The organism is Paraburkholderia polaris, assembly GCF_012927345.1.
Lineage (GTDB): Bacteria > Pseudomonadota > Gammaproteobacteria > Burkholderiales > Burkholderiaceae > Paraburkholderia > Paraburkholderia polaris.
This window is the reverse complement of the sequence record NZ_JABBGJ010000009.1, coordinates 60,839-87,227: the sequence shown is the minus strand read 5'-3', so window position 1 is coordinate 87,227 and position 26,389 is coordinate 60,839. Positions and strand designations below refer to the sequence as shown.

The 26,389-nt window shown below is 62.5% G+C and carries 25 protein-coding genes; 8 read left to right on the top strand and 17 right to left on the bottom strand.

Features of this window, described 5'->3' with window-relative positions:
- Positions 1 to 47 precede the first annotated feature (47 nt).
- Both HHL24_RS10230 and trmL read left to right on the top strand, forming a co-directional pair.
- On the top strand, positions 48 to 842 hold the full coding sequence (locus HHL24_RS10230) for a ComF family protein (protein ID WP_169485384.1): 795 nt from the start codon (positions 48 to 50) through the stop codon (positions 840 to 842).
- An 18-nt stretch (positions 843 to 860) separates the two neighbouring features.
- Positions 861 to 1,331: a tRNA (uridine(34)/cytosine(34)/5-carboxymethylaminomethyluridine(34)-2'-O)-methyltransferase TrmL gene (trmL, locus tag HHL24_RS10225; RefSeq protein WP_169485383.1), complete on the top strand. Its 471-nt coding sequence runs from the start codon at positions 861 to 863 to the stop codon at positions 1,329 to 1,331.
- Here the strand turns inward: trmL and HHL24_RS10220 are convergent.
- From HHL24_RS10220 to HHL24_RS10200, 5 genes are all read right to left on the bottom strand, one after another.
- Positions 1,304 to 1,852: an O-acetyl-ADP-ribose deacetylase gene (locus HHL24_RS10220; protein ID WP_169485382.1), complete on the bottom strand. Its 549-nt coding sequence runs from the start codon at positions 1,850 to 1,852 to the stop codon at positions 1,304 to 1,306. The two genes, trmL and HHL24_RS10220, sit on opposite strands and share 28 nt — an antisense overlap.
- Positions 1,853 to 1,947: 95 nt before the next feature.
- The gene (locus HHL24_RS10215; RefSeq protein WP_169485381.1) at positions 1,948 to 2,946 is read right to left on the bottom strand and encodes an NAD(P)H-dependent glycerol-3-phosphate dehydrogenase; all 999 of its coding nucleotides are present in this window, start codon (positions 2,944 to 2,946) and stop codon (positions 1,948 to 1,950) included.
- A 21-nt stretch (positions 2,947 to 2,967) separates the two neighbouring features.
- Positions 2,968 to 3,438, bottom strand: coding sequence for a protein-export chaperone SecB (secB, locus tag HHL24_RS10210; protein ID WP_054035743.1), 471 nt, complete (start codon positions 3,436 to 3,438; stop codon positions 2,968 to 2,970).
- Between the two features lie 176 nt (positions 3,439 to 3,614).
- On the bottom strand, positions 3,615 to 3,875 hold the full coding sequence (gene grxC / locus HHL24_RS10205; RefSeq protein WP_169485380.1) for a glutaredoxin 3: 261 nt from the start codon (positions 3,873 to 3,875) through the stop codon (positions 3,615 to 3,617).
- Complete coding sequence (locus tag HHL24_RS10200) at positions 3,872 to 4,297, bottom strand: rhodanese-like domain-containing protein (RefSeq protein WP_169485379.1); 426 nt, start codon at positions 4,295 to 4,297, stop codon at positions 3,872 to 3,874. Before HHL24_RS10200 ends, grxC begins: the two co-directional genes overlap by 4 nt.
- Before the next feature lie 137 nt (positions 4,298 to 4,434).
- Between HHL24_RS10200 and gpmA the strand changes: the two genes are divergently transcribed.
- The 3 genes from gpmA to HHL24_RS10185 all read left to right on the top strand — a co-directional run bounded on the left by gpmA (position 4,435) and on the right by HHL24_RS10185 (position 8,038).
- Complete coding sequence (gene gpmA / locus HHL24_RS10195) at positions 4,435 to 5,181, top strand: 2,3-diphosphoglycerate-dependent phosphoglycerate mutase (RefSeq protein ID WP_169485378.1); 747 nt, start codon at positions 4,435 to 4,437, stop codon at positions 5,179 to 5,181.
- A 310-nt stretch (positions 5,182 to 5,491) separates the two neighbouring features.
- Positions 5,492 to 7,072, top strand: coding sequence for a S41 family peptidase (locus tag HHL24_RS10190; RefSeq protein ID WP_169485377.1), 1,581 nt, complete (start codon positions 5,492 to 5,494; stop codon positions 7,070 to 7,072).
- 207 nt (positions 7,073 to 7,279) lie between these two features.
- Positions 7,280 to 8,038, top strand: coding sequence for a HesA/MoeB/ThiF family protein (locus HHL24_RS10185; protein ID WP_169485376.1), 759 nt, complete (start codon positions 7,280 to 7,282; stop codon positions 8,036 to 8,038).
- 79 nt (positions 8,039 to 8,117) lie between these two features.
- Here the strand turns inward: HHL24_RS10185 and ptsP are convergent, their stop codons facing one another.
- From ptsP to HHL24_RS10150, 7 genes are all read right to left on the bottom strand, one after another.
- The gene (gene ptsP, locus HHL24_RS10180; RefSeq protein ID WP_169485375.1) at positions 8,118 to 9,866 is read right to left on the bottom strand and encodes a phosphoenolpyruvate--protein phosphotransferase; all 1,749 of its coding nucleotides are present in this window, start codon (positions 9,864 to 9,866) and stop codon (positions 8,118 to 8,120) included.
- A 304-nt stretch (positions 9,867 to 10,170) separates the two neighbouring features.
- Entirely contained in the window at positions 10,171 to 10,440 is a 270-nt protein-coding gene (locus HHL24_RS10175) for an HPr family phosphocarrier protein (RefSeq protein WP_054035732.1), read from the bottom strand.
- A gap of 114 nt (positions 10,441 to 10,554) precedes the next feature.
- Positions 10,555 to 11,082, bottom strand: coding sequence for a PTS sugar transporter subunit IIA (locus HHL24_RS10170; protein WP_169485374.1), 528 nt, complete (start codon positions 11,080 to 11,082; stop codon positions 10,555 to 10,557).
- A 331-nt stretch (positions 11,083 to 11,413) separates the two neighbouring features.
- On the bottom strand, positions 11,414 to 12,370 hold the full coding sequence (gshB, locus tag HHL24_RS10165; RefSeq protein ID WP_169485373.1) for a glutathione synthase: 957 nt from the start codon (positions 12,368 to 12,370) through the stop codon (positions 11,414 to 11,416).
- Positions 12,371 to 12,471: 101 nt separating this feature from the next.
- Positions 12,472 to 13,761: a glutamate--cysteine ligase gene (gene gshA, locus HHL24_RS10160; protein ID WP_169485372.1), complete on the bottom strand. Its 1,290-nt coding sequence runs from the start codon at positions 13,759 to 13,761 to the stop codon at positions 12,472 to 12,474.
- Between the two features lie 239 nt (positions 13,762 to 14,000).
- Entirely contained in the window at positions 14,001 to 15,518 is a 1,518-nt protein-coding gene (locus HHL24_RS10155) for an ammonium transporter (protein WP_169485371.1), read from the bottom strand.
- Positions 15,519 to 15,561: 43 nt separating this feature from the next.
- On the bottom strand, positions 15,562 to 15,900 hold the full coding sequence (locus HHL24_RS10150) for a P-II family nitrogen regulator (protein ID WP_006048089.1): 339 nt from the start codon (positions 15,898 to 15,900) through the stop codon (positions 15,562 to 15,564).
- 398 nt (positions 15,901 to 16,298) lie between these two features.
- Between HHL24_RS10150 and HHL24_RS10145 the strand changes: the two genes are divergently transcribed.
- Together HHL24_RS10145 and HHL24_RS10140 are read left to right on the top strand one after the other, a co-directional pair.
- Positions 16,299 to 16,556, top strand: coding sequence for an accessory factor UbiK family protein (locus HHL24_RS10145; RefSeq protein ID WP_169485370.1), 258 nt, complete (start codon positions 16,299 to 16,301; stop codon positions 16,554 to 16,556).
- A gap of 121 nt (positions 16,557 to 16,677) precedes the next feature.
- Positions 16,678 to 18,291, top strand: coding sequence for a YifB family Mg chelatase-like AAA ATPase (locus HHL24_RS10140; protein ID WP_169485369.1), 1,614 nt, complete (start codon positions 16,678 to 16,680; stop codon positions 18,289 to 18,291).
- A 333-nt stretch (positions 18,292 to 18,624) separates the two neighbouring features.
- On the opposite strand, the gene HHL24_RS10135 is transcribed toward HHL24_RS10140, so the two are convergent.
- Positions 18,625 to 19,194 carry a hypothetical protein gene (locus HHL24_RS10135; RefSeq protein WP_169485487.1) on the bottom strand — a complete coding sequence of 190 codons (570 nt, stop codon included), beginning with the start codon at positions 19,192 to 19,194 and terminating at the stop codon, positions 18,625 to 18,627.
- Between the two features lie 294 nt (positions 19,195 to 19,488).
- Here HHL24_RS10135 and HHL24_RS10130 point away from each other — a divergent pair, with 294 nt between their 5' ends.
- Positions 19,489 to 20,019 carry a TlpA disulfide reductase family protein gene (locus HHL24_RS10130; protein WP_169485368.1) on the top strand — a complete coding sequence of 177 codons (531 nt, stop codon included), beginning with the start codon at positions 19,489 to 19,491 and terminating at the stop codon, positions 20,017 to 20,019.
- A gap of 109 nt (positions 20,020 to 20,128) precedes the next feature.
- Here HHL24_RS10130 and HHL24_RS10125 read toward each other — a convergent pair whose 3' ends face one another.
- The 4 genes from HHL24_RS10125 to HHL24_RS10110 all read right to left on the bottom strand — a co-directional run bounded on the left by HHL24_RS10125 (position 20,129) and on the right by HHL24_RS10110 (position 26,381).
- Positions 20,129 to 21,481: a sigma-54-dependent transcriptional regulator gene (locus tag HHL24_RS10125; RefSeq protein ID WP_206002788.1), complete on the bottom strand. Its 1,353-nt coding sequence runs from the start codon at positions 21,479 to 21,481 to the stop codon at positions 20,129 to 20,131.
- Between the two features lie 16 nt (positions 21,482 to 21,497).
- Positions 21,498 to 23,498, bottom strand: a complete 2,001-nt coding sequence (locus HHL24_RS10120; protein ID WP_169485367.1) for a sensor histidine kinase — start codon at positions 23,496 to 23,498, stop codon at positions 21,498 to 21,500.
- A 47-nt stretch (positions 23,499 to 23,545) separates the two neighbouring features.
- A complete protein-coding gene (locus HHL24_RS10115; RefSeq protein ID WP_169485366.1) occupies positions 23,546 to 24,826 on the bottom strand; it encodes a dicarboxylate/amino acid:cation symporter in 1,281 nt (426 codons plus the stop codon).
- Positions 24,827 to 25,310: 484 nt separating this feature from the next.
- Entirely contained in the window at positions 25,311 to 26,381 is a 1,071-nt protein-coding gene (locus HHL24_RS10110; protein ID WP_169485365.1) for an ABC transporter ATP-binding protein, read from the bottom strand.
- Positions 26,382 to 26,389 lie beyond the last annotated feature (8 nt).

The following is a 26,389-nucleotide window of genomic DNA, read 5'->3' as shown; positions in this document are numbered from 1 at the left end:
TCGCTTCCTACCATTCAGCGTGAAAGGCCTTCGCGGGCGGTCCAATCATGCCATTCCGAAAAAATTCTTCGTCTCCCGGCGCCTCGAACGCACTTTTTGCACGCTTCACGCGCGGCGTGTATTCGGCATGGCCGCATGTCATGCACGCCGTGCTGCCGAACCTGTGCGCACTGTGCGGCAATTTGTCGCATAAGACACTATGTGCCGGTTGTGATGAGACATATTGGAACGAAGGCAGGTTGCGTTGCACGGTGTGTGCGGTCCCTTTGTCCGGAATGCGCTGGGTGGGTCACGCGCAATATCGCTGCGCGGATTGCATCGGCGAGCCGCCGCCGTTTGAGGCAACCTTTGCTCTCGCTGATTACCGCCAGCCGCTCGACGCCCTGGCACTCGGCCTGAAATTCCGCGCCCGGCTGATGCTGGCGCGCGAGTTCGCGCAGCGCCTTGCGCGTCTCGCGGAGGACGCCTGGGTAGACGCATCCGAAAAGCCCGATGTGCTCGCGCCCGTGCCGCTCGCCAACAAACGTCTTACCGAGCGCGGCTACAACCAGGCCTGGCAGATTGCCAGGCCGTTGGCCCGCGCGCTGAATGTGCGCAGCGACGCCACCCTGCTGCATCGCGTGATCCACACCGCGCCGCAATCGCGGCTCGACCTGGACGCGCGCCGGTTGAACGTGGGCCGCGCGTTCGAGGTCGCCAAACCGGTACGTGGTCTGCATGTCGGCATCGTCGACGATGTGATGACAACCGGCGCGACGCTCGAAGCGCTGGCGCGTACGCTCAAAGCTGCCGGTGCGCGGCGCGTCACCAACTTCGTCGCGCTGCGTACGCCGAAAAACTAGTCTCTACCTGAAGCCATCATGTTCAATGTCGTTCTCGTCGAACCGGAAATCCCGCCGAACACCGGCAACGTCATCCGCCTGTGCGCCAACACCGGCGCGCGACTGCATCTGATCGAGCCGCTCGGCTTTCCGCTCGACGACGCCAAGTTGCGCCGCGCCGGTCTCGACTATCACGAGTATGCGCAGATGAACGTACACGCCGATTGGGCAGCGTTCGTCGCCAAAGAATCGCCCGATCCGGCGCGGATGTTCGCTTTCACCACCCGTGGCTCGGGCCGGTTTCACGAGCATGCGTTTCAATCCGGCGACTGGTTCGTGTTCGGCGCCGAAACGCGCGGCCTACCCGACACGGTGCTCGATCAATTCGCCAACGAACAACGCGTGCGCCTGCCGATGCGGCCGGGCAACCGCAGCCTGAATCTCTCCAATACTGTCGCCGTGGTCGTGTTCGAAGCGTGGCGTCAGACCGGCTTCGACGGCGGCGCCTGACGGCGTTTCAGTTCGGCTTCGTAGCGCGCGAGCATGGCGTCGTCGAAACAGGCGAACACCACTTGCTCGATCTTCGGCGTGCGCGGCAAAGTTTCGAGCACGGTGCCCACGGCGATCTGCACGGCTTCATTGGCAGGAAAATGATAGATGCCGCAGCTAATCGCGGGGAACGCAACGCTTGCGCAACGCGCCTGGTGCGCGACCTCAAGTGAGCGCTGATAGCAGGAAGCAAGCAGGTCCGCCTCACCGCGCGCACCACCCTGCCAAACCGGGCCGACCGCATGGATCACGTGTTTGGCCGGCAAATGGTAGCCGCGGGTGATTTTCGCGTCGCCGGTCGCGCAGCCGCCGAGCGCCTCGCACTCACGCACCAATTCCTTGCCGGCCGCGCGGTGAATCGCGCCATCCACGCCGCCTCCACCTAGCAGCGAAGTATTCGCGGCGTTGACGATCGCATCCACAGTGAGTGTCGTGATGTCGACCACGCGCGCTTCTAGCGTGCAATTGTTGAAACAGAGCATGGGAACCTCGCTGTCCGAAGCGTCGATAAAACGTGGACAGCGATAGCGGGCAGCCGTTCAGCGCTTCTCGCGCTAAAACGGCTGAAAGACAAGACTTATTCTGCTTTCGAATCGCGCCGCAGCAGGGCGCTGACGGCGTCGCGGGGCGCTACACCGTCGAACAGCACGGCGCAGACTGCCTGCGTGATCGGCATCTCGATCGCATGAGCGCGAGCAATCGCCAGGACGGCTTGCGCACAACGCACGCCCTCAGCCACGTGACCGAGGCCGCCGAGGATGTCGTCGAGCGTACGGCCCGCGGCGAGTTGCACGCCGACCGTGCGATTGCGCGACAGATCGCCCGTGGCGGTCAGGATCAGATCGCCCAACCCGGTCAAACCGGTGAACGTCTCCGCCCGTCCGCCGAGCGTCACGCCGAGGCGCGACATTTCCGCCAGGCCGCGTGTGATCAGCGCCGCGCGCGCATTGAGACCGAGGCCGAGGCCATCGGCAATACCCGTGGCAATCGCCAGCACGTTCTTCACCGCGCCGCCCACTTCCACGCCAACGATGTCGTCGCCGGTATAGATGCGCATGGCGCCATGATGGAACGCGGCAACCGTGCGCTCACGGCACGCCAATGATGTACTCGCGATCGTCAACGCGACCGGCAAGCCCTGCCCGACTTCGCGCGCGAAGCTTGGGCCCGACAGCACGCCGTTGCCGCCATGTCCCGGCAATTCAGCCGCGACCACCTGATGCGGCAACAACTGCGAGTCGGCTTCGAAACCCTTGCACAGCCACACCACATGCGCCGGCACTTTGCCTGCGTCGTGCATCGCCCGGAACAGACCCCGCAGACCGGCGACGGGCGTCGCCACGATGCATAACGCGTCGTCGGCGAGCGCATGGTCGAGCGCTGCGTTCAGATCGGCTTCATAGCGAAGGGACGGCGGCAAAGCAACGCCCGCCAGATAGCGGGCGTTTTCGCGCGAAGCGGAGAGCTCGGCGATGAGCGCGGGTTCGCGCGCCCACAGCACCGTGTCGTGCCGCGCGGCCAGATGGCCGGCGAGGGCTGTGCCCCATGCACCGGCGCCGAGGACAGCAACCTTCATAGCCGGCACCGAACGGACGCGTTAATGCGTGACGCCGTTTTGCGCCGCGCCTTCCTGGCCGCCCATTTGCGCGAGACGTTGCTCGTACAGCGCCTGGAAGTTGATCTCGGCGAGGTGGATCGGCGGGAAGCCTGCGCGGGTGATCGCGTCGGCGATGTTCGAGCGCAGGTACGGGAACAGGATCGTCGGGCAGGCAATGCCGACCAGCGGATCGATCTGTTCAGCCGGAATGTTGCGGATGTCGAAAATGCCGGCTTGCTTGGCTTCGATCAGGAACGCAACCTTGTCCGACACTTTGGCCGTGACGGTGCCCGTCACGAGGATTTCGAACACGGTGTCGGCGAGGCGCTCGGCCTTCACATCGACTTCGACTTCAACCGACGGCATTTCCTGCTCGAGGAAGATGCCCGGCGAATTCGGCTGCTCGAGCGACATGTCCTTCAGGTAGATGCGCTGGATGTTGAAGAACGGCTGATTATTCTCGTCGGACATGATTGAGTGATTCCCTGATAGGTATGCATGGCGGCGGCCCATGGCTTCAAGGGCCGCCAGATCGTTGCGGCGCATCGCCTGCCCTCGAAGGTGTCCTTGAAGGGCCAGCATGCGCCGACTTGTATTTCACCTGCCTTCCTCACGCGCCGCCCGGCGCATGAGGAAGGCAGCTTCGTTCAGGCAGCGTCGAGCAGAGGCATCAAACCGCCCGCGCGATCAAGCGCGGACAGGTCATCGTACCCGCCGACATGCGTCTCGCCGATGAACACCTGCGGCACCGTACGACGACCGGTCCGGGTCATCATTTCTTCACGACGGGCCGGGTCTTTGTCGATCAGTACCTTTTCAACGTGCTCGACGCCGCGCGACTTTAAAAGACGTTCGGCCATCTGGCAATACGGGCACACCTGCGTGCTGTACATGATCACTTTGTTCACTTGGCTGCTCCTTGTTTCACAACCGGCATACCGGCCTTCTGCCAGGCGTCGACACCGCCTTCGAGAACATGGACTTCGGCGTATCCGGCATCTTGCACGATACGCGCTGCCTTGTTCGACTGCTGGCCGGTCTGGCATACCAGCAGCACCGGGTTGTTCTTGTTCTTCACGAGTTGCGCGACTTTCGCCTGCAACTCTGCAAATTCAAGGTGCCGTGCCGCGGGCAGATGGCCCTTGGCAAAGTCGGCGGACGGACGTAGATCGATGACCGCTGCATTGCGCCGGTTGATCAGTTGGGTCGCTTCAGCGGCCGACAGGCCTCCGCGGCCACGCCGGCTGATCGTCGGCCACAGCAGCAACCCACCGGAGATGAGGACGATTGCGATCAGTACAAGGTTTGTGTAATCAGTGAAAAACTTCACGGAAAATCCGCCGAAAAAGAGAGAAATCGAAAAGGGCAATCCACCCATTATAAAATAACCGTCTGACGCGATGGCGGCGCTCCTCTAGAGGACCCCCGCAACGCTTTACCGCTTCCTTACTACCGACCGGCAATCTCATGTACAAACTCGTTCTCATCCGCCACGGCGAATCGACGTGGAACAAGGAAAACCGCTTCACGGGCTGGGTCGACGTCGACCTGACCGAGCAGGGCAATCGTGAAGCGCAGCAAGCGGGCGTGCTGCTGAAGGAATCGGGCTATACGTTCGATATCGCCTACACGTCGGTGCTCAAGCGCGCGATCCGCACCTTGTGGCACGTGCAGGATCAGATGGACCTGATGTATCTGCCGGTCGTGCATTCGTGGCGCCTGAACGAACGCCACTACGGCGCGCTGTCGGGTCTGAACAAGGCGGAAACCGCCGCCAAGTTCGGCGACGAACAGGTGCTGGTCTGGCGCCGCAGCTACGACACGCCGCCGCCGGCGCTCGAGCCGTCGGACGACCGCGCGCCCTACAACGATCCGCGTTACGCCAAGGTGCCGCGCGAACAATTGCCGCTCACCGAGTGCCTGAAAGACACCGTCGCGCGCGTCCTGCCGCTGTGGAACGAGTCGATTGCGCCGGCCATCAAGTCGGGCCGCAAGGTCGTGATCGCCGCGCACGGCAACTCGATCCGCGCCATGGTGAAGTACCTCGACAACATTTCGGACGACGACATCGTCGGCCTGAATATCCCGAACGGCGTACCGCTCGTTTATGAACTCGACGAAAATCTGAAGCCGATCAAGCACTACTATCTGGGCGACCAGGACGCGATTGCGAAGGCGCAAGCCGCTGTGGCCAAGCAAGGCAAGGCGGGCTGACCCGGGGCCACCGGCCGCCGCGGCCCCGCTTGCGGTGATATTTGCTGCGGGGCCCGGCAAACGGCCCCTGCCAGCGGCAAGCGCTACCGGCCTACGCGGCCTGCCGCTGTCAATTGCGCCATCGCACTGCCATCTTGCCGTTACCGCACATTACTTCAGCTTCGCAACCGCCAACTCACGAACCAGCGCCCGCCGTCGCTGTCGAATCACGATTGCCTGTGCCGCACCCTGACTGGACGGGTGTGCAGTTATACTTGTCCGTCCCCATCTCTATCGACGCTGCCACGCGCTTCCGACCGCAACAGACTCTATGCGAAAGAACCTGAAAAATATCGGCCTGATTGCCGCGGGCCTTGCTACCGGCGTATTTGCCACCCTGCAACTCTCCGCCTCGGCCCAGCAACCCGCCAGCGCCGCCTCGAGCGCCGTTGCACCGTTGCCGCTGGACCAACTCCGGCTCTTTGCCGAGGTCTTCGGGCAAATCAAGCATGAGTACGTCGAACCGGTCGACGATAAGAAGCTCCTCACCGCCGCGATCAAGGGCATGGTGTCGAGCCTCGACCCGCACTCGTCGTATCTCGACAAGACCGATTACGAAGAACTGCAGGAGCAGACCAAGGGTCGCTTCGCGGGTCTCGGCATCGAAATCTCGTCAGAAGACGGCCTGATCAAGGTGATCTCGCCGATTGAAGACACGCCTGCGTTCCGCGCCGGCATCCGTCCGGGCGACCTGATCACCCGCATCAACGACAAACCCGTGCGCGGCATGACGCTCGACCAGGCCGTCAAGCAGATGCGCGGCGATCCGGGCACCAAGGTCACGCTGACCATCTTCCGCAAGACCGACGACCGTACGTTCCCGCTCACGGTGACGCGCGCGATCATCAAGGTCCAGTCGGTCAAGATGAAGATCCTGGCGCCGGGCTACGCGTATATCCGCATCACCAGCTTCCAGGAACGCACCACGCCTGATCTGGCCGCGAAGCTGCAAGACATCGCGCGTCAACAGCCGAACCTGAAGGGTCTCGTGCTCGACCTGCGCAATAACGGCGGCGGGTTGCTGCAAAGCGCGGTCGGCGTTGCCGGCGCGTTCCTGCCGTCGAATTCGGTGGTGGTGTCCACCAACGGCCAGATTCCGGATTCGAAGCAGGTCTATCGCGACACGTACGATAACTACCGCCTGCAATCGTTCGACAGCGATCCGCTGAAGGACGAAGCGCCGATCTTCAAGACTGTTCCGATGATCGTGCTGACCAACGCCTACTCGGCGTCGGCTTCGGAAATCGTCGCGGGCGCGCTGCAGGATCAGCATCGTGCGCTGATCGTCGGCAAGACCACTTTCGGCAAGGGCTCGGTGCAAACCGTCCGGCCGATGACGGCCGACACGGCACTGCGTCTGACCACGGCGTACTACTACACGCCGAGCGGCCGTTCGATCCAGAACAAGGGGATCCGTCCTGACATCGCGGTCGATCAATACGCGGAAGGCGATCCGGACGACGCACTGGTTACCCGCGAAGTCGACTACTCGAACCACCTTGCGAACACGCAAGACCCGAACGAGAAGAAGGAAGCGGACCAGCGCGAACAGGAGCGCATGGACCAACTGCGCCAGCTTGAAGAGCAAAACGATAAGAAGACGCCGGAACAGCGTCAGAAGGATCGTGAGCGCAAGCCGGTCGAGTTCGGTTCGACCGACGACTTCATGCTGCAACAGGCGCTGAACAAGCTGGAAGGCAAGCCGGTTATGGAATCGAAGTCGCTGACCGAGCGGCGTCTGGCGCAGAACAAGCCGGAAACGTCGGCATCCGCGCCGGTCGCGGTGAAGCCGACGCAACCGGTACCGGGCGCATCGATCCCGGCCTCGGGGCCTGCTACGCAAAGCAACTAAGCAGCAAACCTGACGTGCCTTCGCAGCGGAACATGCTGCGAAGGCACGCCTCAGTCGCAATAGACGCTGCGATAGACGCCGCAGTACACATTGCAATACCCAACACCAGCACGAACACCCGCTCCCCCGCGCGATTAAAATAACGAAACCGCGCACGGCAGGCCACCAGTCCTGCATCTCATTGCGCGACACTCCACGCGCCCCGCCATGAATGACGATCAACTCCTCCGCTATTCCCGCCATATCCTCGTCGACGAAATCGGCATCGAGGCGCAGCAGCGCTTTATCGACGCGCACGCGATCATCGTCGGCGCGGGTGGCTTGGGGTCGCCTGCAGCGATGTATCTGGCGGCGGCAGGCGTCGGCCGCTTGACGCTGGTCGATGCAGATACGGTCGACCTGACCAATCTGCAGCGGCAGATTCTGCACGTGAGCGCGTCGGTCGGGCGCAAGAAGGTGGAGTCCGGGCGCGACGCGATCGCCCAGATCAATCCTGAGGTGGTGGTGAATGCGGTCGCCGAACGCGTCGACGATGCGTGGCTCGATCGCGAGGTGCCGCAAGCCACCGTCGTGCTCGATTGCACCGATAACTTCGCAACGCGCCATGCGATCAATCGGGCGTGCGTGAAACATGGCGTGCCGCTGGTGTCGGGTGCGGCCCTGCGCTTCGACGGCCAGATCAGCACCTTCGATTTCCGCGACACCGCGTCGCCCTGCTACGCGTGCGTGTTCCCTGAGGATCAACCGTTCGAGGAAGTTGCGTGCTCGACCATGGGCGTGTTCGCGCCCACGGTCGGCATCATCGGCTCGATGCAAGCCGCTGAAGCGCTGAAAGTGATCGGCGCAATCGGCACGCCGCTAGTGGGCCGCCTCACGATGCTCGATTCGCTGCGAATGGAATGGAACACAATGCGCATTGCGCGCCAGCCGGATTGCCCGGTATGTGGGCAACGGCATCAGGCCTGAGCACAGGCAAGACGCTGAATGAAAAACGCCGCATACATGTGCGGCGTTTTTTATTTGAGCCCAGTCCCGGCTTTCAGTCTCAAGCCAGCACCACGCGCTTGAGCGCCGCCTGGACTTCTTCCGGTTCGAACGAAGCCAGCACATCGGCCACCGGCTTCTCGAGCGTCTTCAGGTGCGAGCGCAGCACTTCCTGCTTGACCACCAGCAACTGGCTCGGATGCATCGAAAACTCGGTAAGGCCCATGCCGAGCAACAGACGCGTCAACGCCGGATCGCCCGCCATCTCGCCGCATACCGACACCGGCACGCCCGCCCGCTTCGCCTCGCGCAGCGTGAAGGCGATCAGATGCAGCACCGCCGGATGCAGCGGGTCGTACAGATGCGCGACCGAGTTATCCGCGCGATCGATGGCCAGCGTGTACTGGATCAGATCGTTAGTGCCGATCGACAGGAAATCCAGCCGCTTGAGAAATAGCGGCAACGCAATCGCGGCGGCCGGAATCTCGATCATCGCGCCGACCTGCACGTTCGGATCGTAGGCGATGCCGGCATCGTCCAGCTGACGCTTGGCTTCGCGAATCAGATCGAGCGTCTGATCGATCTCCTGCGCGTGCGCGAGCATCGGAATCAGAATCTTAACCTTGCCGAACGCCGACGCGCGAAGAATTGCGCGCAGTTGCGTCAGGAACATTTGCGGCTCCGAGAGGCTCCAGCGAATCGCTCTGAGCCCCAAGGCGGGATTCGGTGCGGTTTCGTAGCCGTCGCCTCCGGCCATCGAGTCGAGCGGCTTGTCGGCGCCGACGTCGATCGTACGGATCGTCACAGGCAAGCCGTTCATCAACTCCACCGCACGACGGTAGGCAGCAAACTGCTCTTCCTCTTCCGGCAAATGGTGCTTGTGATTCATGAACAGGAACTCGGTGCGGAACAAGCCCACACCGGTCGCGCCCGAATCGACTGCGGCGCTCGCGTCTTCCGGCAGTTCAATGTTCGCGCAGAGTTCGATGCGTGTACCGCACAGCGTCTGCGTCGGCGAAAACTTCAGCCGTTGCAGCTTGCGCTGCTCAAGTGCTTTTTCGCTTTGGCGGTATGAGTACTCCTCCAGCACAATCGGCGCCGGATCGACGATCACGATGCCGTGATCGCCGTCGACAATGATCAGGTCGTCCTGACGGATCAGCTGGCTCGCATGCTGCACGCCGACCGCGGCCGGAATGCCAAGGCTGCGCGCGACAATCGCCGTATGCGACGTCCGTCCGCCGAGATCGGTGACGAAACCCTGAAACGTTTGCGTTTTGAATTGCATCATGTCGGCCGGCGCGATGTCGTGCGCGACCACGATCATCTCGTCGCACGTACCGTGCACACCGTCCACCAGTGCCACCGAAGCGCCGGCGAGCGCCTTCAGCACGCGCTCTACCACCTGTTCGATGTCGGCTTTGCGCTCGCGCAGGTATTCGTCTTCGATATCGTCGAAATGGCGCGACAGGCGCTCGAGTTGTTCGGTCAGCGCCCACTCGACGTTGTAGCGGCGCGTGCGGATCAGGTCGATGGTTTCCTGCACGAGCATCGCATCGTTCAGGATCATTGAATGAACGTTGATGAACGCGCCCATTTCGCTCGGCGCATCTGCGGCGAGATCGGCACGCAATGCGTCGAGCTCATAGTGCACATGTTGCTGGGCCACGCGAAAACGCTCGATCTCGCCCTCGATCTGGGCGGGTTCGATCAGATAGTGGTCTACGTCAAGTGCAGCCGGGGCGATCAGATAAGCCCGCCCGATGGCGATACCGCGTGACACGGGAATTCCATGCAGCGTGAAGGACACGCGCACCTCCTCTAGTTGTGTGATGCCGCGGCAAACCGCTGCAATGCTCTCAGACTCTCTTTGCCATTATAAATTCCGCGCCCTTTGCAAGTACGCCAGGGCTGTGTGCAGTGCAGCACGAAATACCGTAATCGACCACGACAATGCGCCTTCATCCGCCTTGCGTTCCGACAACGCCCTCCCCGCTCCGCCTGCACTGCCGGCTCACGCCCCCGCACACCTCTCTTACTCCGATTGTCTCGCGCTAAAAAAAATGCCGCGGACAGCCGCGGCATTTTGATTCAGACAAAAGAAACGCGTGAACTCACTGACCTTCGCCGAATTTATCGGCAATCAGTTTCAACAATGCGTCCATTGCTTCTTTTTCGTCGGTACCTTCCGTTTCGATCAGCACCGTGCTGCCTATACCCGCGGCCAGCATCATCACACCCATGATGCTTTTGGCATTGATACGGCGGCCATTGCGGCTCATCCAGATTTCCGCCTGGTAGTTGCCCGCGAGTTGCGTCAACTTGGCCGACGCGCGCGCGTGCAGCCCCAGCTTGTTCACAATAGTCGTTTCCTGTTGCAGCATGTGATGGTCCGAAGCGCGGGTAAGTGTTGTGGTGAAAGATGAAACTGCAAACCGGTTGCAATCAGGTTGCAGGGTCGCAACCCGATCGCAATCGTTTAAAGCCGTGCGATACGCTTACAACCCGGTCGAGCCGGCTTTCTGAGTCAGGTCGGCCTCGACAGGCAAGGCGGGCAAACAGTCGCTGGAAGCGGCCTCGGGCGGCAAGGCAGGCAAACAGTCGCCGGATGCCGCAGCAGGCGCAACCGGCGCCGGCGTGGCGGGCCCGATTGTGTGCACGCCCTTGGTGGCCCCGGCGAGCGCTTTGTCGACCAGCGTGTCGAGCGGGGTTGCGCGATAACAGACCGCACGCACCAGCATCGGCAGATTGACGCCGCACAGCACACGGACGTTCGGCACCGAAGCGAGCCGCCCGGCGATATTCGCCGGCGTGGCGCCGAACATGTCGGTGAGCACGAGTGCGCCGTTTTCTTCCTTGAGCCGCTCAATTTCCGAATGCGCAAACGCGACCTGCTGTGCGGGATCGCAATCCGGCGATACGTCGATCACGCCGATGCGAGCCGGCAAGCCACCGTAGATGTGCGAAATACAATCGCGCAACGCGGTGGCGAACGGAGCGTGCGCAATGATCAGAATGCCTGCCATGTCAGCCTTACTGCAAAAGAACGGCCCCGAACCGCGGACCGGGACGAAGCCCGGTTCGTAAGCGCCCTCGACCGGCCGTGGGTCGTGAGGGCCGGAACGCCTCATCTGACGAGCGGCCCGCGGCGCCTGATGTCGCGACGGCACTGGCGGAAAGCAGCTCGTTTACAGTCCGCAATCCATGCCTGCAGCGTCCAGCAGACGCCCTCGATTCGGCTTGGCGCGGGAGAGCGGGCATTGTATCAGGCCCATTTTCGCGCCAAAGCCGGTGTTTTGCTTGATGCGGATTTACTACACAGTTTGGGGACTATGGCGGTCATTCAAGGGCTGCGCCTCAAGCTGCCGCGCGCTCCAGCGCGTCGATGAACAACGCGGCGACGTCGAAGCCGGTCTGATCCATGATCTCGCGAAAACACGTCGGACTCGTCACGTTTACCTCGGTGAGCCAGTCGCCGATCGCGTCCAGCCCGACCAGCAGCAAACCGCGCGCCGCGAGCACCGGGGCGAGCGTGTCGGCGATCTTGCGGTCGTGCTCGGTGAGCGGACGTGCCACGCCCAATCCGCCGGCCGCCAGATTGCCGCGCACTTCATTGCCCTGAGGAATCCGCGCGAGCGAAAACGGCACCGCTTCGCCGCCGATCAGAAGAATGCGCTTGTCACCTTCCTTGATCTCGGGGATGAATTTTTGCGCCATCACCGAGCGCGCGCCGTCGTGGCTCAGCATCTCGATGATCGAGCCGAGATTCATGCCGTCGGCCTTCACGCGGAACACACCCATGCCACCCATGCCGTCGAGCGGCTTCAGGATCACGTCGCCGTGTTCTTCATGGAAGGCCCGCAAACGGGCGGCGTCGCGCGTCACCAAAGTCGGCGCCACGAACTGTGCGAACTCGCCGATCGCCAGCTTTTCCGAATGATCGCGAATCGCCTGCGGCTTGTTGAAGATGCGCGCGCCGCCACGCTCGGCCATTTCCAGCAGCCAGGTCGACGTCACGTATTCCATATCGAACGGCGGGTCTTTACGCATCACGACCGCGCTGAAGCGCTTCAGCGAACGCGGCGCGGCGGCTTCAGCGGCGTACCAGGTGTCACGATGCAGGTCCGTTACGTCGCCGACGATCGCAAAGCGCTGCACGTTCGCCTCGACGTCGCCGCCCGTCCACGCCAGATGCTTCGGCTCGCACGTGTGGAGCGTATGACCGCGGCGCGCGGCTTCGGCCATCATCGCGTAGGTCGAGTCTTTGTAGATCTTGAACTGCGTAAGCGGATCGGCGATGAAAAGAATGTCCATGGGGATTCCGGTGCGCCCTTAGGGCTTGGCATTGATCGTAAATATAGTCGCTGAAAATGGCGATGGCGGCACGCATGCCGCCATCGTCCACCTCGCGAGGCTTAAACCTGAATCGCTTCCGGATCGGTCTTTTCCAGTTCAACCGATGCGGCCAGCAACCCGAGCCGCGCCACCACGCCGTACATATAGAAGCGGTTCGGCACTGCCGCGCCGGGCTTGGCGTGCGCATCCGGCAGCGCCGTATGCTCGAAGCCGAGCGGCACGAAATGCATGCCGGGCGCATTCAGATTCTGATCGCGCTCGCGGCTGCCGTGCACGCGGTAGAAGCCGCCCACGACGTAACGGTCGATCATATACACCACTGGCTCGGCGACTTCCTCGCCGATCCGCTCGAAGGTGTACACGCCTTCCTGCACGATCACGTCATGCACTTCGAGGCCGTCTTTGGTGGTGGCCATCTTGGCGCGTTCGCGCTTGGTCAGCGCGGCCACTTCCGAGGCATCGTGCACGGTCATCACACCCATGCCATAGGTGCCCGCATCTGACTTGATGACGACATACGGTTTCTCGGAGATGCCGTACTCGCGATACTTCTTGGCGATCTTCTTGAGCACGCCGTCGATCGCATCCGCCAGCGCTTCTTCGCCAGTGCGCTGCTGGAAATCGACCCCTTCGACACGCGCGAAGTACGGATTAATCATCCACGGATCGATTTCGACCATCTTCGCGAACTTCTTCGCGACGTCGTCGTAACAGGAGAAGTGCGTCGATTTGCGGCGAACGGCCCAGCCCGCATGCAGCGGCGGCAGCAGATACTGCTCGTGCAGATTTTCCAGCACGGGCGGAATGCCGCCTGACAGGTCATTGTTCAGCAGAATCGAGCACGGGTCGAAATTCTTCAGACCGAGGCGCCGTTGCGACCGCTCGAGCGGTTCGAGCACGAGCTTCTGCCCGTCGGACAATGCAATCGTGACCGGCCCGACAATGCTTTCGTCGAGCGTGCCAAAACGCACGTTCAAGCCGGCCTGACGCATGATCGCAGCCAGACGGGCGACATTCTCGAGATAAAACGCGTTGCGCGTATGCCGCTCCGGAATCACCAGCAGATTCTTCGCGTCCGGGCAGATCTTCTCGATCGACGCCATCGCGGCCTGCACGGCGAGCGGCAGCACTTCCTGCGGCAGATTGTTGAACGCGCCGGGAAATAGATTGGTGTCGACCGGCGCGAGCTTGAAGCCCGCGTTACGCAGATCGACTGAACAGTAGAACGGCGGCGTGTGCTCCTGCCATTCGAGCCGGAACCAGCGTTCGATGGCGGGCGTAGCGTCGAGGATCTTCCGCTCGAGATCGAGCAGCGGGCCGTTTAACGCCGTAACTAGGTGCGGAACCATTGATCACTCGCAGACTGGAGAAAAAAGATTGTAGAGCAAATGCTTTGTCCATTTGGGGACGGTTTCTCCATTCGCAAGCCGATGCGAATGCATTCTCGCTATCGCCATGATAGGCGGGGAAAACTGCTGCTCACAAGATACGCAGCAAGAAAAAAGCCCGCCATAAAGGCGGGCCAAAGTCGCTGCGCTTGATTCAGATCCGTCAAGCCCTGGAGCTCGACGGCGAGTACCAACAATCCTTATTCGACGTGTTCGCCGTGCAGGCTCACGTCCAGGCCTTCGCGCTCCTGTTCTTCCGTCACGCGGATGCCCATCACCATGTCGATGACCTTCAGCAGGATGTAGCTCACCACGCCGCTGTAGATCAGCGTCGTCAGCACGCCCTTGGCTTGCAGGATCACGCTGCCGTCCGAGCCGCCGATGTCCTTGACCGCGAACACGCCGGTCAGCAACGCACCCACGATACCGCCGATGCAGTGCACGCCGAACGCGTCGAGCGAGTCGTCGTAACCGAGCTTGTGCTTGAGCCACGTTGCCGACCAGAAGCAGATCACGCCTGCAGCGATGCCGATCACCAGCGAGCCCGTCATACCGACGAAGCCCGAAGCCGGCGTAATCGCCACCAGACCTGCAACGGCACCCGAGACGATACCGAGTACCGACGGCTTACCCTTGGTTGCCCATTCGGCGAACATCCATGCGAGTGCGGCTGCTGCGGTTGCCACTTGCGTTGCGAACATTGCGAAACCGGCACGGCCGTCTGCTGCCACTGCCGAACCCGCGTTGAAGCCAAACCAGCCTACCCACAGCATGGCGCCACCGATCAGCGTGAGCGTCAGGTTGTGCGGCGCCATCGCTTCCTTGCCGTAGCCGACACGCTTGCCGAGCACCAGCGCGCAGACCAGCGCCGCGATACCGGCGTTGATGTGCACCACCGTGCCGCCCGCGAAGTCGAGGATGCCCGCGCTAGCCAGCCAGCCGGTCGGTTCCCAGACCATGTGCGCGATCGGCGAGTAGACGATGATCGACCACAGCGTCATGAACACCAGCATCGCCGAGAACTTCATGCGATCGGCAAACGCGCCCGTGATCAGCGCCGGGGTGATGATCGCGAACGTCATCTGATAGACAACGTAGACCGTTTCCGGGATCGTCGGTGCGAGGTGGCTGACGGTCAGCGTCGTGGCCTTGTCGCCGTGGATGTAGTTCATGCCCGTCATGAAGAAGCGTGAGAGGCCACCGATGAACGAGTTGCCCGGCGTGAAGGCGAGGCTGTAGCCCACGATGACCCAGATGATCGACACCAGGCAGGTGATCGCGAAGCTTTGCATCAGGATCGCGAGCACGCTCTTCTTGCGGACCATGCCGCCGTAGAACAGTGCCAGACCCGGGATCGTCATGAACAGCACGAGGGCGGTGGAGGTCAGCATCCAGGCGGTGTCGCCCGAATTGATCTTCGACGAATCGACCGAGAACGGCGCGGTCGGAGCTGCCGGTGCGGCGGCAGCGGATGCGGCCGATGCATCAGGTGCGGCTGCGGCGCTGGCAGCCGGTGCGGCGGACGCGTCAGCGGCCGGTGCCGAGGCCGCTGCGGCAGCAGGGGCTGCCGAGGCGTCCGGTGCCGGCGCGCTCGCCGTCGTATCGGAAGCAGCGGCCGAGGCGGCTGCGGGGGCGGAAGCGTCGTCCGCAAGGGCGGCGCCGATACCGCCCGCGAGCAGCGAACCGGCCATCAGCATGGACATCAATAATTTGCGCATCTTCGTTTCCTCTTGTCGCTATCTGTGTCGCTATCTTTTGGTATTACAGAGCGTCCGCGCCGGTCTCCCCGGTGCGAATCCGAATCACTTGCTCGATCGGGGTGACAAAAATCTTGCCGTCGCCGATCTTGCCGGTGCGTGCCGCGCGCTCAAGCGCCTCGATCGCCTGGTCGACGATGTCGTCCGAGACAGCTGCCTCGATCTTCACCTTCGGCAGGAAATCGACGACGTATTCAGCGCCCCGATACAGTTCCGTGTGGCCCTTCTGACGACCGAAGCCTTTGACTTCCGTCACCGTGATGCCTGAGACGCCGATGGCCGACAAGGCTTCGCGCGCCTCATCGAGCTTGAACGGCTTGATGATTGCGGTAATGAGTTTCATGACATCCCTCGCTAAGTTGCGTAACCCGTTGCGTAACCCTGTTTGCGTACCTGTAACCCGTTCGCGTGGTCTCGTTCCGCTGCCGGCAAAAAGCACCCGGCAGTGCGCGCGGGGCAGTAACAGCAACTCGCGTGCCATGTTGTGTCAGACTTCGCTCACTGCACGTTGCAAAAGGGGCGCAAGCGGCCTTGGCCGGATGGCCAACGTTGGCGGGGCACGGTGGCGCGGCGTATGGATCGTTGCTAGAGTGTTCGAAGGCTTTTAACGTTTGAGCACGCACCAAACGGGCTCATACGGCAGCGGCAGGCAACAGGTCATGCACCAAGACGGCCCATTCGCCGTGACAAAGCACAGACGCAATGAAACATGCACATTTTTTGTGCACCAAGGGGAACACCATGAAACAACCGAACGATGTTTTTAACGATTTTCAGGCCCGCATGAGCGAGCTGTTCAAGAACTCGCCGGCCAAAGATGTCGAACGCAATGTGAAAGCCATGCTGTCGCAGGGCTTTTCCAAGCTCGACCTGGTCACGCGTGAGGAATTCGATACGCAGACCCAGGTGCTGGTGCGCACCCGCGCGCGCCTCGAAGAGCTGGAGCGCCGTGTCGCCGAGCTCGAACAGAAGCTGCCGGTCACAACGCAAGCGTCCTGACGATTTGCTCGCAGCGTTTTAGCTGCGCAGTGCTGCACATCACTGGCAAGCGAGCCGTGACGTCATCAGCGTTTTAGGGGATTCGCGCGCGCCCTCGGCGCGCCGTCCGACGGGAGAAAACATGTCGCTTGCCGTGGTGCGCAGTCGCGCGCCGGCCTCTGGCCGCGCGCCCGAAGTAACCGTCGAGGTTCACCTCGCGAACGGATTACCCTCTTTTTCGATCGTCGGCCTTCCAGATCTGGAAGTGCGCGAAAGCCGCGAGCGCGTACGCGCGGCGCTGCAGAACTGCAGCTTCGATTTCCCCGTGCGGCGCATTACCGTCAATCTCGCTCCTGCCGATTTGCCGAAGGAGTCCGGCCGCTTTGATCTGCCGATCGCCTTAGGCATTCTGGCGGCGAGCGGGCAGATTCCGGCCGAGTCCCTCCTGCACCGTGAATTCGCCGGCGAACTGTCACTGACCGGCGCGCTGCGACCGATGCGCGGGGCGTTCGCGATGGCCTGCGGGACGGCGCGCAGCGGTCCTTCTCACGGTGGCTTGAGCAGCGCTTCCAGTGGAGCGTCAACGTTCACTACGTCAGGCGAGCAGGCGATACCCGTGACGTGCGCTCAGCACACGCCGCAGCTCTACCTACCTGCTGCAAGTGCGGCCGAGGCAGCGCTCGTGCCCGGTGTCGATGTCTACGGCGCCACCGATCTGCCGTCGCTGTGCGCGCATCTGGCCGGCGCGCCTGACGCCCGGCTCTACCCGATCGCAGCACCCGAGCTCAGCGAGACCGCGCCCGCCGCTGCTCCTGACATGACCGACGTGATCGGCCAGCGCGGCGCGCGCCGCGCGCTTGAAGTCGCCGCGGCCGGCGGACACCACGTCTTGCTGGTCGGGCCGCCCGGCGCAGGCAAATCGATGCTCGCCGCTCGCCTGCCAGGCCTGCTCCCGCCCATGACCGACGACGAAGCACTCAACTCGGCCGCGTTGCTGTCCGCCAGCCGGGCCGGCTTTACGCCCTCACAATGGCGGCAACGGCCGTTTCGCGCGCCGCATCATTCGTCGAGCGCTCCAGCGCTGGTCGGCGGGCGCAATCCGCCGCAACCCGGCGAGATCACCCTGGCGCATCTGGGTGTGCTGTTTCTGGACGAACTGCCGGAATTCGACCGTCATGTGCTGGAAACCCTGCGCGAGCCCCTCGAGGCCGGTCGCATCACAATCTCGCGCGCCGCCTTGCAGGCGGATTTTCCGGCCGCCTGCCAACTGATCGCCGCGATGAACCCTTGCCCCTGCGGATGGCGCGGCGACCCCAACGGCCGCTGCCGCTGCACACCGGAGATCGCGGCGCGTTATCTGCGCAAGCTGTCCGGGCCGCTGCTCGACCGGATCGACATCCAGATTGAGATTCCCGCACTCACGCCGGCGGAGTTGTCTGCGCGCTCCACCGCCGCCGGTGAAACCAGCGCAACGATCGCACTGCGGGTGAATGCCGCCCGCGAGCGGCAACTGGCCAGGCAGGGCAAAACCAATCGGGAACTGGGCGGACGGGAAGTGGACGAGGTCTGCCGCCCCGACGCAGCAGGTGAAGCTTTGCTGCGCCAGGCCGGCGAGCGCTTCGGCTGGTCGGCGCGTGCTTACTATCGCGTCCTGAAGGTGGCGCGGACCATCGCCGACCTGGCTGGCACCGCCATGCCGAGCGCCGCGCAGATCGGTGAAGCCATTCAATATCGCCGGGCTTTTGGGTCGGTATAAGGCGAAAAATTGGCTGTCAAGACTTGACTTATGCACATGTGCGCGCTCCAGACAAATCTGGAAACATCTGAAAGGCACATGGAAGCATGCATCCAAAGGGCATTGATTTAATTGGATTATTTCGACCGCCCGGAGCGGGCTCAATCTGACAGAATGCCCACGGGATGGGCATCTTCGGCAAAAAACACGAAGTTCTCAACAGAGTTATCCACAGCACCTGTGAGGAATCGAAAAACTTCAACGTAAACCGGGAATTAGCGCGCGATGCTACGAAGGAACTTTCACTGTGCACGAAGATCGTGTCGCGCGCCGAATCGGCCAGAACGGCCGCTTTCAATACAGTTGGAACGACGAAAAAAACTGGTCGACCTGCTCCTGCTGCAGAGGCCCGGACGCGATGATCGCCGCCTGATACACATGCCGGCCACGCGCGACCAACCGCGCGTACACGGTGCGCGTTTCGTGTTGCGAACCGGCTTCACCGGTCAGCTTCATTTCCAGACCCAGCACCTGGCCGCCGGCGGCGAGCGGGATTTGCACCGCGTGCGCGTCCGGCGCGGCGCCGACGTTGCGGGCGAGACCCGTGCGCAGGAATTCGAGCGCAGCGCGCTGTGTCGCATCGCCGTCGTTCGGCAGCATCACGGTGCCGACCGCGAACAGGGCGTCGCCGGCTTCGGCTGTCTGCATCGCCATCTGCATCGGCGTGCCGCCGATCTGGACCACCCGCTGATCGTTACCCGGCTTGGCCGGCAGGTCGACCGTATAGCCGTTGTCGTTGTTCATGATGGTCCGCCAGTCGAAGGTCGGCGAACACGCTGCCAGCGCGCCGCCCAACGCCAGCGCGCAGGCCGCCGTACCAAGTACTGCGCGCGCCCGCTGCAAGCGCGATGCGGCGCCGGCCATGCGGCCGTCGGCCAGGGAAAAACTCGGGGAGCGGCTACCGGGACGGCCAAACGGCACAATCAAGATCCGGGCGAAGAAGCGAAAAGCGGTTCGGAGCATGGGGACAGAAGATCAGGCTGACAGGAACGTAAAGTCCTATTATCCCCTCCCGGGCCGCCCGCTGCCGCGCGGCCGGAATGGGGCTACAATAGCGACGCCAAGCAGTACCGGATTTAATAGTCCCAAAGCAAGTCCAAAAGCAGCCCAACCAACGCACTGTCCCGCGCTTTCTGCGCGACTCTCGAGGTTCCGTTCATGAGCTCCACCCCGTCCACCGCCGCACGGCGCGCGAATCCGATTCGCACCATCATCATCGCCGTTGTAGCCGTCGCGATTGCGATTGCCGGCTATTTCGCGTTCGCCGGCCAGCAGCGCGTGCCCGATGCGACCTTCACGTTGCTGTCGGGCCAGAAAGTCTCGACCGCCGATCTGAAAGGCAAGGTCTATCTGGTCAACTTCTGGGCGACCAGCTGCGACACCTGCATGAAGGAAATGCCGCAGATGGTCCAGACCTATAACCGCTTCAAGGGCAAAGGGCTCGAATTCGTCGCCGTCGCGATGAACTACGACGCGCCGATGTACGTGGCCAACTACACGCAAACCCGCCAGTTGCCGTTCAAGGTTGCGATGGACGACGGCTCGGCCGCCAAGCAGTTCGGCAACGTCCAGCTCACGCCTACTACCTTCCTGGTCGACAAGGACGGCAGGATTCTGAAGCGCTACGTCGGCGAGCCGCAATTCGCAGAACTCGATCAGTTGCTGGAAAAGGCACTGAACGCGGCCTGATTGGCGCCTGATTGCCACCTGATTGCCACGAACAGCCTGAAGCAAAGCGCCCAGATTCAAACACGCCGGCGGCGGGGTCATACCTCCTCGCCGCCGGCGCTTCAAGTCCTCACCGCTCCCCTTCCCCTTTGGCCGCCAGGCCATATCGCTTGATCTTCTCGTAAAGCGTCGCCTTGCCAAGCTGCAGTTTGTCTGCCGCGACCGCCACGGCACCGCCGGCCTGCTCCAACGCCTCCGCGATCACCGCCCGCTCGAACTGCTCGACGCGTTCCTTCAACGGTTGCGTCGCTACGCCGTCGTCGGCGAAAGACATGACCGGATCGTCGGCCACGCCGAGCACGAAGCGGTCGGCGGCGTTGCGCAGTTCGCGCACATTTCCCGGCCAATCGCGCTGCATCAGACTCGCACGCTGCCGATCCGTAAGAATTGGCGCCGGGCGTTGATAACGCACCGCCGCGTCCAGCAGGAAGTGCTCGAACAATGGCACGATATCCTCGCGACGCTCGCCCAAGGGCGGCAGCGCAATCGTCACCACGTTCAGGCGGTATAGCAAATCGCGACGGAACGACCCGTCCGCGACATGCTCGGCCATGTCGCCCTTCGCGGCGGCCACCACGCGGCAATTCACGCGAATCGGCTGATTCGAGCCGAGTCGTTCCAGCACGCCGTCCTGCAACACGCGCAGCAGTTTGACCTGCAACGCAAGCGGCATGCTCTCGATTTCGTCGAGGAACAGCGTGCCGTCGGAAGCATGTTCGAGCTTGCCGATCCGGCGTTTTGCCGCGCCGGTGAACGCACCGGGTTCGTAGCCGAACATTTCCGACTCGAACATCGGCTCCGGCAGCGCGCCGCAGTTCACCGCAATAAACGGTTTGTCACGCCGCGGCGACAGTTCATGCAGACTGCGCGCGATCAACTCCTTGCCTGCGCCAGTGTCGCCGTTGATCAGCACCGACGCGTCGGTCGGCGCGATATTCGCGATCAGCCGCCGCACCTGCTCGATCGCCGGACTACGGCCGATGATGCGCGGCGCCACTGTGTTCTGCCCGGCCAGCTCACGGCGCAGCGCGAGGTTCTCCAGCACCAGCTTGCGGCGCTCCAGCGCACGTCGCACGGTTTCGATCAGACGCTCGGATGCGAACGGCTTTTCGATGAAGTCATACGCGCCGTCACGCATGGCCTGCACGGCCATCGAAATATCGCCATGGCCGGTGACCAGAATCACCGGCACGTCGGGCGCGCGCTCGTGGCACTGCGCGAGCAGTTCGAGACCGCTTGCGCCAGGCAGGCGAATATCGCTGACGATCACCCCTGAGAAATCCGCGCTAATCATTTTCGCTGCGGATTCCGCCGACGCATGGCCGATCACGTCGAAGCCCGCCAGTTGCAAACTCTGCACGCTGGCGCGCCGCACCAGCTCGTCGTCTTCGATGTACAGCACTTGCAAGCCGTGGTTCAGCATGTCGTTCTCGTCTGATTCAGGAGCCCGTGGTGAGCGGATCCGATGTGTGGCTCGTTTGCACGCGCGCGCGGCGCAGCGTCAATACGAATAATGCACCGCCGTCCGGCGCGTTGCGCGCCACCAAGGTGCCGCCGCAGTCGCGCGCAATCGACGATGAAATCGCGAGGCCGAGCCCCAACCCCTGGCCCATTTCCTTGGTCGTGAAGAACGGTTCGAACAGACGCGGCAGCACGTCTTCGGGAATGCCTGGGCCGTTGTCGCGCACGGCGAACGATACGCTCGACTCAGCGGCTTCGATCTCGATCGAAATGCGCGGCGGCGTCATCCCTGCCGTGGCGTCGAGCGCGTTGCCGAGCAGATTGATCAGCACCTGTTCGAGCCGCAGATCGTCGCAATTGGCAACCAGATCGGGGGGATCGTCGGCGAGATTTAGCGGCGTGCGTGCGCCGGTGGCGGCGTCGAGCAACGCAAACTCGACTTCGACGCCTTGCAGGCGCTTTTGCAGCAGCGCGATGACGTTGCGCAAGGCTCGCATGATCGGCGCGCGCGCGCTGCGCGGCCGCGCGCGTCCGACGAACAGCTTCAACTGATTGGTGATCTTGCCCATGCGCTCGGTGAGCGCCGCGATCGCTTCGAGATTTTCACGCGCCGAAGCCTGGTCGCCGCGTTCGAGCAGCACGCGCGTGTTATCCGAGAAACCGCGCAGCGCCGCGAGAGGCTGATTCAATTCATGCGTGATGCCCGCCGCCATCTGACCCAGCGCGGCAAGCTTGCTGGCCTGGATCAGCTCATCGTGCGCTGCGCGCAGTTCCTGTTCGGCGCGCGTTCGCTCGGCGACTTCCTTCTGCAACTGCTCGTTCGCCTGCGAGAGATCCGCGGTGCGCTCGGCCACTCGCTGGTTCAATTCAGCGTAGGCCTTTTGCAGCAGAGAACGGCTGCGCATCACTTCGCGCACCCGGGCGCGGCGCATTCTCCAGTAGAACGCGAACAACACCAGTGAAACGTATCCGAAGCCGGTAACGATGGTCGCATTGCGCGCGTCGGCGTCGACCGGATTGACGGGCGACATCGTAATCAGATGCCAGTCCGGTTCGCCCATGCCGCGCCGCGACGCCAGATAGCGCGGTGCATAGCGGCCACCGCCGATCCGCACGATCTGCGCGTTGCCTTCGAGCGTGCGTTCGATCGTCACCGGCAGCGGCGCAATCGGTTGCTGTGCGTACTGGCGCGCCTGATAGATCGAATCGGCGACCTGTCCCGACAACGGCCGTATCGTGTGATATTTCCACGTCGGCATCGACGACAGAAAAATCACGCCGTGATCGTCGGTGACAACCAAGGGCTCGAACGCATCCGTGCCCTGAAACCATTCCAGGTCGAGTTTGACGACTGCCACGCCGACGATTTTGCCGTCCCGCCGCACTGGCTGCGAGATGTAATAACCCGGCGCCTGCGAAATCGTGCCGATACCGAAGAAGCGGCCCACGCCGCCCTTCACCGCATCGAGAAAATACGGCCGGAACTGATAGCCCGCGCCGATGAAGCTGCCCGGCCCGTGCCAGTTGCTCGCGGCGACGCAATAGCCGTCGAGCGGAATGATGTAGGTGACCGTTGCCCGCGCGTGGCGGTTGAGGTCTTCGAGATAGAGATTGGCGCGCTCGACGTTGGCCGGACTGGGATTGACCAGCACGTCCTGCACGATAGGATGTTCGGCCAGCAGATAAGGCAGCGATTCGTAGCGCTCAAGCGTGCTTTTCAGCGCGCTCGTAGTGCGATCGACTCGCACCGCGGCGTTGCGCCGCAAATTGTCGATGCCGCTCTGCCACGCAATGCTGTACGTGAGCCCGCACGCCACCACGAGCCCGGCGACGAGCGCGAAGAGGATCAGCAGGCGGCGCGTCACGTTGGCAATTCCCGATCGGTGAGGATCGGATATTGTGGCATAAGGCGACGCGCCGTCGGCGCGAGCTTCGTCGGCCAACGGCGCGGAGTCACGGCGCGCGGCCGCCGCTTTCATAGGTGGGGGTCCGCGGCCGTGATCGGGAGTCGTCGCCGGTATGCGGCTTAGACCCCAGCCGGCTCTTTGACTGCCACCTCACCCCGCAACGCGGCATTCAGCTTGTTGCGGTCCAGTTCCTTTTCCCATGCCGACACCACCACTGTCGCCACACCGTTGCCGACGATGTTCGTCAGCGCGCGGCATTCGCTCATGAAACGGTCGATACCGAGGATCAGCACCATGCCCGACAGCGGAATGGTCGGCACCACAGCCAACGTTGCGGCCAGCGTGATGAAGCCTGCGCCCGTCACACCGCTCGCGCCCTTCGAAGTCAGCATCGTCACCGCGAGCAGCGTCAACTGCTGCGTCCACGTGAGGTCGGTGTTCGTTGCCTGCGCGATGAACAGCACGGCCATCGTCATGTAGATGTTGGTGCCGTCGAGGTTGAACGAGTAACCGGTCGGCACCACAAGGCCCACCACCGAACGCGAGCAGCCAAGCTTTTCGAGCTTCAGCATCAGTTGCGGCAGCGCAGCTTCCGACGAGCTCGTGCCCAGCACGATCAGCATCTCTTCCTTGATGTACGCGACAAAGCGCAGGATGTTGAAGCCCACCGCACGCGCGATGATGCCGAGCACGACCACCACGAACACGATCGAGGTCAGATAGAACGTGCCGACCAGCTTGAGCATCGGCAACAGCGAGCCGATGCCGTACTTGCCGATCGTGAACGCCATCGCGCCGAATGCGCCGATCGGCGCCAGCTTCGTGATGATGCGCACGATGCCGAACAGCACATGCGAAAGCCCGTCGATGAAGTTCGTGACGACCTTGCCCTTCTCACCGGCCGTTGCCAGCACCGCGCCGAACAGCAACGCGATCAGCAGGATCTGCAGGATTTCGCCTTGCGCGAAAGCCGACGAGAGCGTGTCCGGAATGATGTGCATCAGGAAGTCGACCGTGGTCTGGCCGTGCGCCTTCGCGGCATACGACGCGACAGCCTTGCCGTCGAGCGTGGCCGGATCGATATTGAAGCCGACACCGGGCTTCAGCACGTGCGTCGCGATCAGGCCGAGCAGCAGCGCGAAGCTCGAGACGATTTCGAAGTACAGCAGCGCCTTGCCGCCGACGCGCCCGACCTTCTTCATGTCTTCCATGCCGGCAATGCCGGTCACCACCGTACAGAAGATGATCGGCCCGATCACCATCTTGATCAGCTTGATGAAGCCGTCGCCGAGCGGTTTCATGTCGACGGCGAAGTCTGGCGAAAAATGGCCGAGCGCGATGCCGATGAGGATCGCTACGATCACCTGGACGTACAGCACTTTGTGGATAGGTTTCTTCACGATGTTTCCTGCGATATGGGTGAGCTCAAGGCCTGCCACGCTGCGCATCATGCGAACGAATAGTCGTCACGCCTGTGCACGGCATTAGGCCGCGACAAGACGACGAATTCAGAAATACCGGGAGGGGAAATCAGACATCGTTGTCTCCTTGCTTTAGTTGTCGGACCGTTGCGGCCGCGTGATCTAAATTGCAAGGTCGATGCCAGCTTGATGCGAAGCGAATCGCTTTGATTTTTATAGGTTTTTTGGTGTGTTACGGCGTGCGCCGTCCGGGATTCCAGAAATCCAGACGAGGGGTGTCGGGGAATCCGGAATCCATACAGGCGGTAAGTCCGGGAAAACCCGGGGAGCCTTTGGGGCTGCGGCTTTCGCCCACTTCAGCCGAAACCGCTCAGCCTGCTCGCAGGGCCTTCGCACGCGTCAGCAGAAACCGGGCCGCCCGTACGCGCGGCCCTCGCCCACGTCAGGCAGCGCTGTTCGACCTCTATGCACCGCCCTCTTCCAGCACCAACAAGTTCTCGTGGGAGAAGCCCAGCGACACCGGTTGACCTCGTTCGGGCAAGCCGCGATTCGGGTCGTTGAACACATCGAGTGAAATGACCGCATCCCTCACACGCGTTCTGATGCGCACCACCGCGCCGAGGAAATTCACTTCTTCGACGGTTGCGTTCAGCGTGTTGCGGCCCGGCGCGGCCGGCTCCAGCACAATCGCTTCAGGCCGCAGCGCGAGCATGCGTTTCTTGCCCGCGTCGTCTGCCGGCAGTTCTTGCGTGGTGGTCAGCTCCTGACCGTCGACGGCCATCTTGCCGGTTTTCGGGTCGATCACATGCCCCGCCAGAATGTTCAACGTGCCGACAAACGAGGCGACAAAGCGCGTGCGCGGATAGTTGTAAATCTCCGAAGGCGAGCCGATCTGTTCGACGCGCCCCTCGTTCATCACCACGATGCGGTCCGAAATCGACAGCGCCTCTTCCTGATCGTGTGTGACGAAAATCGACGTAATACCCAACTCACGCTGCAACGCCCGAATGTCTTGCCGCAACGAAATGCGAATCTTCGCGTCGAGCGCCGACAACGGTTCGTCGAGCAACAGCACCTGCGGCTTGCCGGCAAGCGCGCGCGCCAACGCCACACGCTGCTGCTGACCACCTGACAATTGCCACGGATAACGCTCGCCGAGATGCGGCAGCTTGATCAATTGCAACATCTCCTCGACGCGCTTCTTGATCTCCGCCTGCGGACGGTGCGTGATCTTCAGCCCGAAGCCGATGTTATCGGCCACCGTCATGTTCGGAAACAGCGCGTACGACTGAAACACCATGCCGACCTTGCGCTGCCGCGTGCGCAAATGCGTCACGTCCTTGTTATCCAGCCGGATGATGCCGCGCGTCGGCGTTTCGAAGCCGGCAATCATCCGCAGCACCGTGGTCTTGCCGCAGCCGGACGGTCCAAGGAATGTGATGAATTCGCCGCGTTCGATCTTCATGTCGAAGTGATGCAGCGCCGTGTTCGCCCCGAAGGACTTATGCAGATTTTCGATCTCAAGGAATGCCATGATTCGCT

Excerpts from the sequence above, each read along its gene's own strand:
- HHL24_RS10170 (WP_169485374.1), bottom strand. The coding sequence starts at position 11,082 with ATGGCAGGCATTCTGATCATTGCGCACGCTCCGTTCGCCACCGCGTTG.
- HHL24_RS10130 (WP_169485368.1), top strand. The coding sequence starts at position 19,489 with ATGAGCTCCACCCCGTCCACCGCCGCACGGCGCGCGAATCCGATTCGC.
- HHL24_RS10110 (WP_169485365.1), bottom strand. The coding sequence starts at position 26,381 with ATGGCATTCCTTGAGATCGAAAATCTGCATAAGTCCTTCGGGGCGAAC.
- HHL24_RS10190 (WP_169485377.1), top strand. The coding sequence starts at position 5,492 with ATGCGAAAGAACCTGAAAAATATCGGCCTGATTGCCGCGGGCCTTGCT.
- HHL24_RS10145 (WP_169485370.1), top strand. The coding sequence starts at position 16,299 with ATGAAACAACCGAACGATGTTTTTAACGATTTTCAGGCCCGCATGAGC.
- HHL24_RS10175 (WP_054035732.1), bottom strand. The coding sequence starts at position 10,440 with ATGCTGCAACAGGAAACGACTATTGTGAACAAGCTGGGGCTGCACGCG.
- HHL24_RS10135 (WP_169485487.1), bottom strand. The coding sequence starts at position 19,194 with ATGGCCGGCGCCGCATCGCGCTTGCAGCGGGCGCGCGCAGTACTTGGT.
- HHL24_RS10120 (WP_169485367.1), bottom strand. The coding sequence starts at position 23,498 with ATGAAAGCGGCGGCCGCGCGCCGTGACTCCGCGCCGTTGGCCGACGAA.
- gshA (WP_169485372.1), bottom strand. The coding sequence starts at position 13,761 with ATGGTTCCGCACCTAGTTACGGCGTTAAACGGCCCGCTGCTCGATCTC.
- gpmA (WP_169485378.1), top strand. The coding sequence starts at position 4,435 with ATGTACAAACTCGTTCTCATCCGCCACGGCGAATCGACGTGGAACAAG.
- HHL24_RS10125 (WP_206002788.1), bottom strand. The coding sequence starts at position 21,481 with ATGCTGAACCACGGCTTGCAAGTGCTGTACATCGAAGACGACGAGCTG.
- HHL24_RS10215 (WP_169485381.1), bottom strand. The coding sequence starts at position 2,946 with ATGAAGGTTGCTGTCCTCGGCGCCGGTGCATGGGGCACAGCCCTCGCC.
- HHL24_RS10155 (WP_169485371.1), bottom strand. The coding sequence starts at position 15,518 with ATGCGCAAATTATTGATGTCCATGCTGATGGCCGGTTCGCTGCTCGCG.
- HHL24_RS10140 (WP_169485369.1), top strand. The coding sequence starts at position 16,678 with ATGTCGCTTGCCGTGGTGCGCAGTCGCGCGCCGGCCTCTGGCCGCGCG.
- HHL24_RS10220 (WP_169485382.1), bottom strand. The coding sequence starts at position 1,852 with ATGCTCTGTTTCAACAATTGCACGCTAGAAGCGCGCGTGGTCGACATC.
- HHL24_RS10150 (WP_006048089.1), bottom strand. The coding sequence starts at position 15,900 with ATGAAACTCATTACCGCAATCATCAAGCCGTTCAAGCTCGATGAGGCG.
- HHL24_RS10185 (WP_169485376.1), top strand. The coding sequence starts at position 7,280 with ATGAATGACGATCAACTCCTCCGCTATTCCCGCCATATCCTCGTCGAC.
- trmL (WP_169485383.1), top strand. The coding sequence starts at position 861 with ATGTTCAATGTCGTTCTCGTCGAACCGGAAATCCCGCCGAACACCGGC.
- secB (WP_054035743.1), bottom strand. The coding sequence starts at position 3,438 with ATGTCCGACGAGAATAATCAGCCGTTCTTCAACATCCAGCGCATCTAC.
- HHL24_RS10230 (WP_169485384.1), top strand. The coding sequence starts at position 48 with ATGCCATTCCGAAAAAATTCTTCGTCTCCCGGCGCCTCGAACGCACTT.
- gshB (WP_169485373.1), bottom strand. The coding sequence starts at position 12,370 with ATGGACATTCTTTTCATCGCCGATCCGCTTACGCAGTTCAAGATCTAC.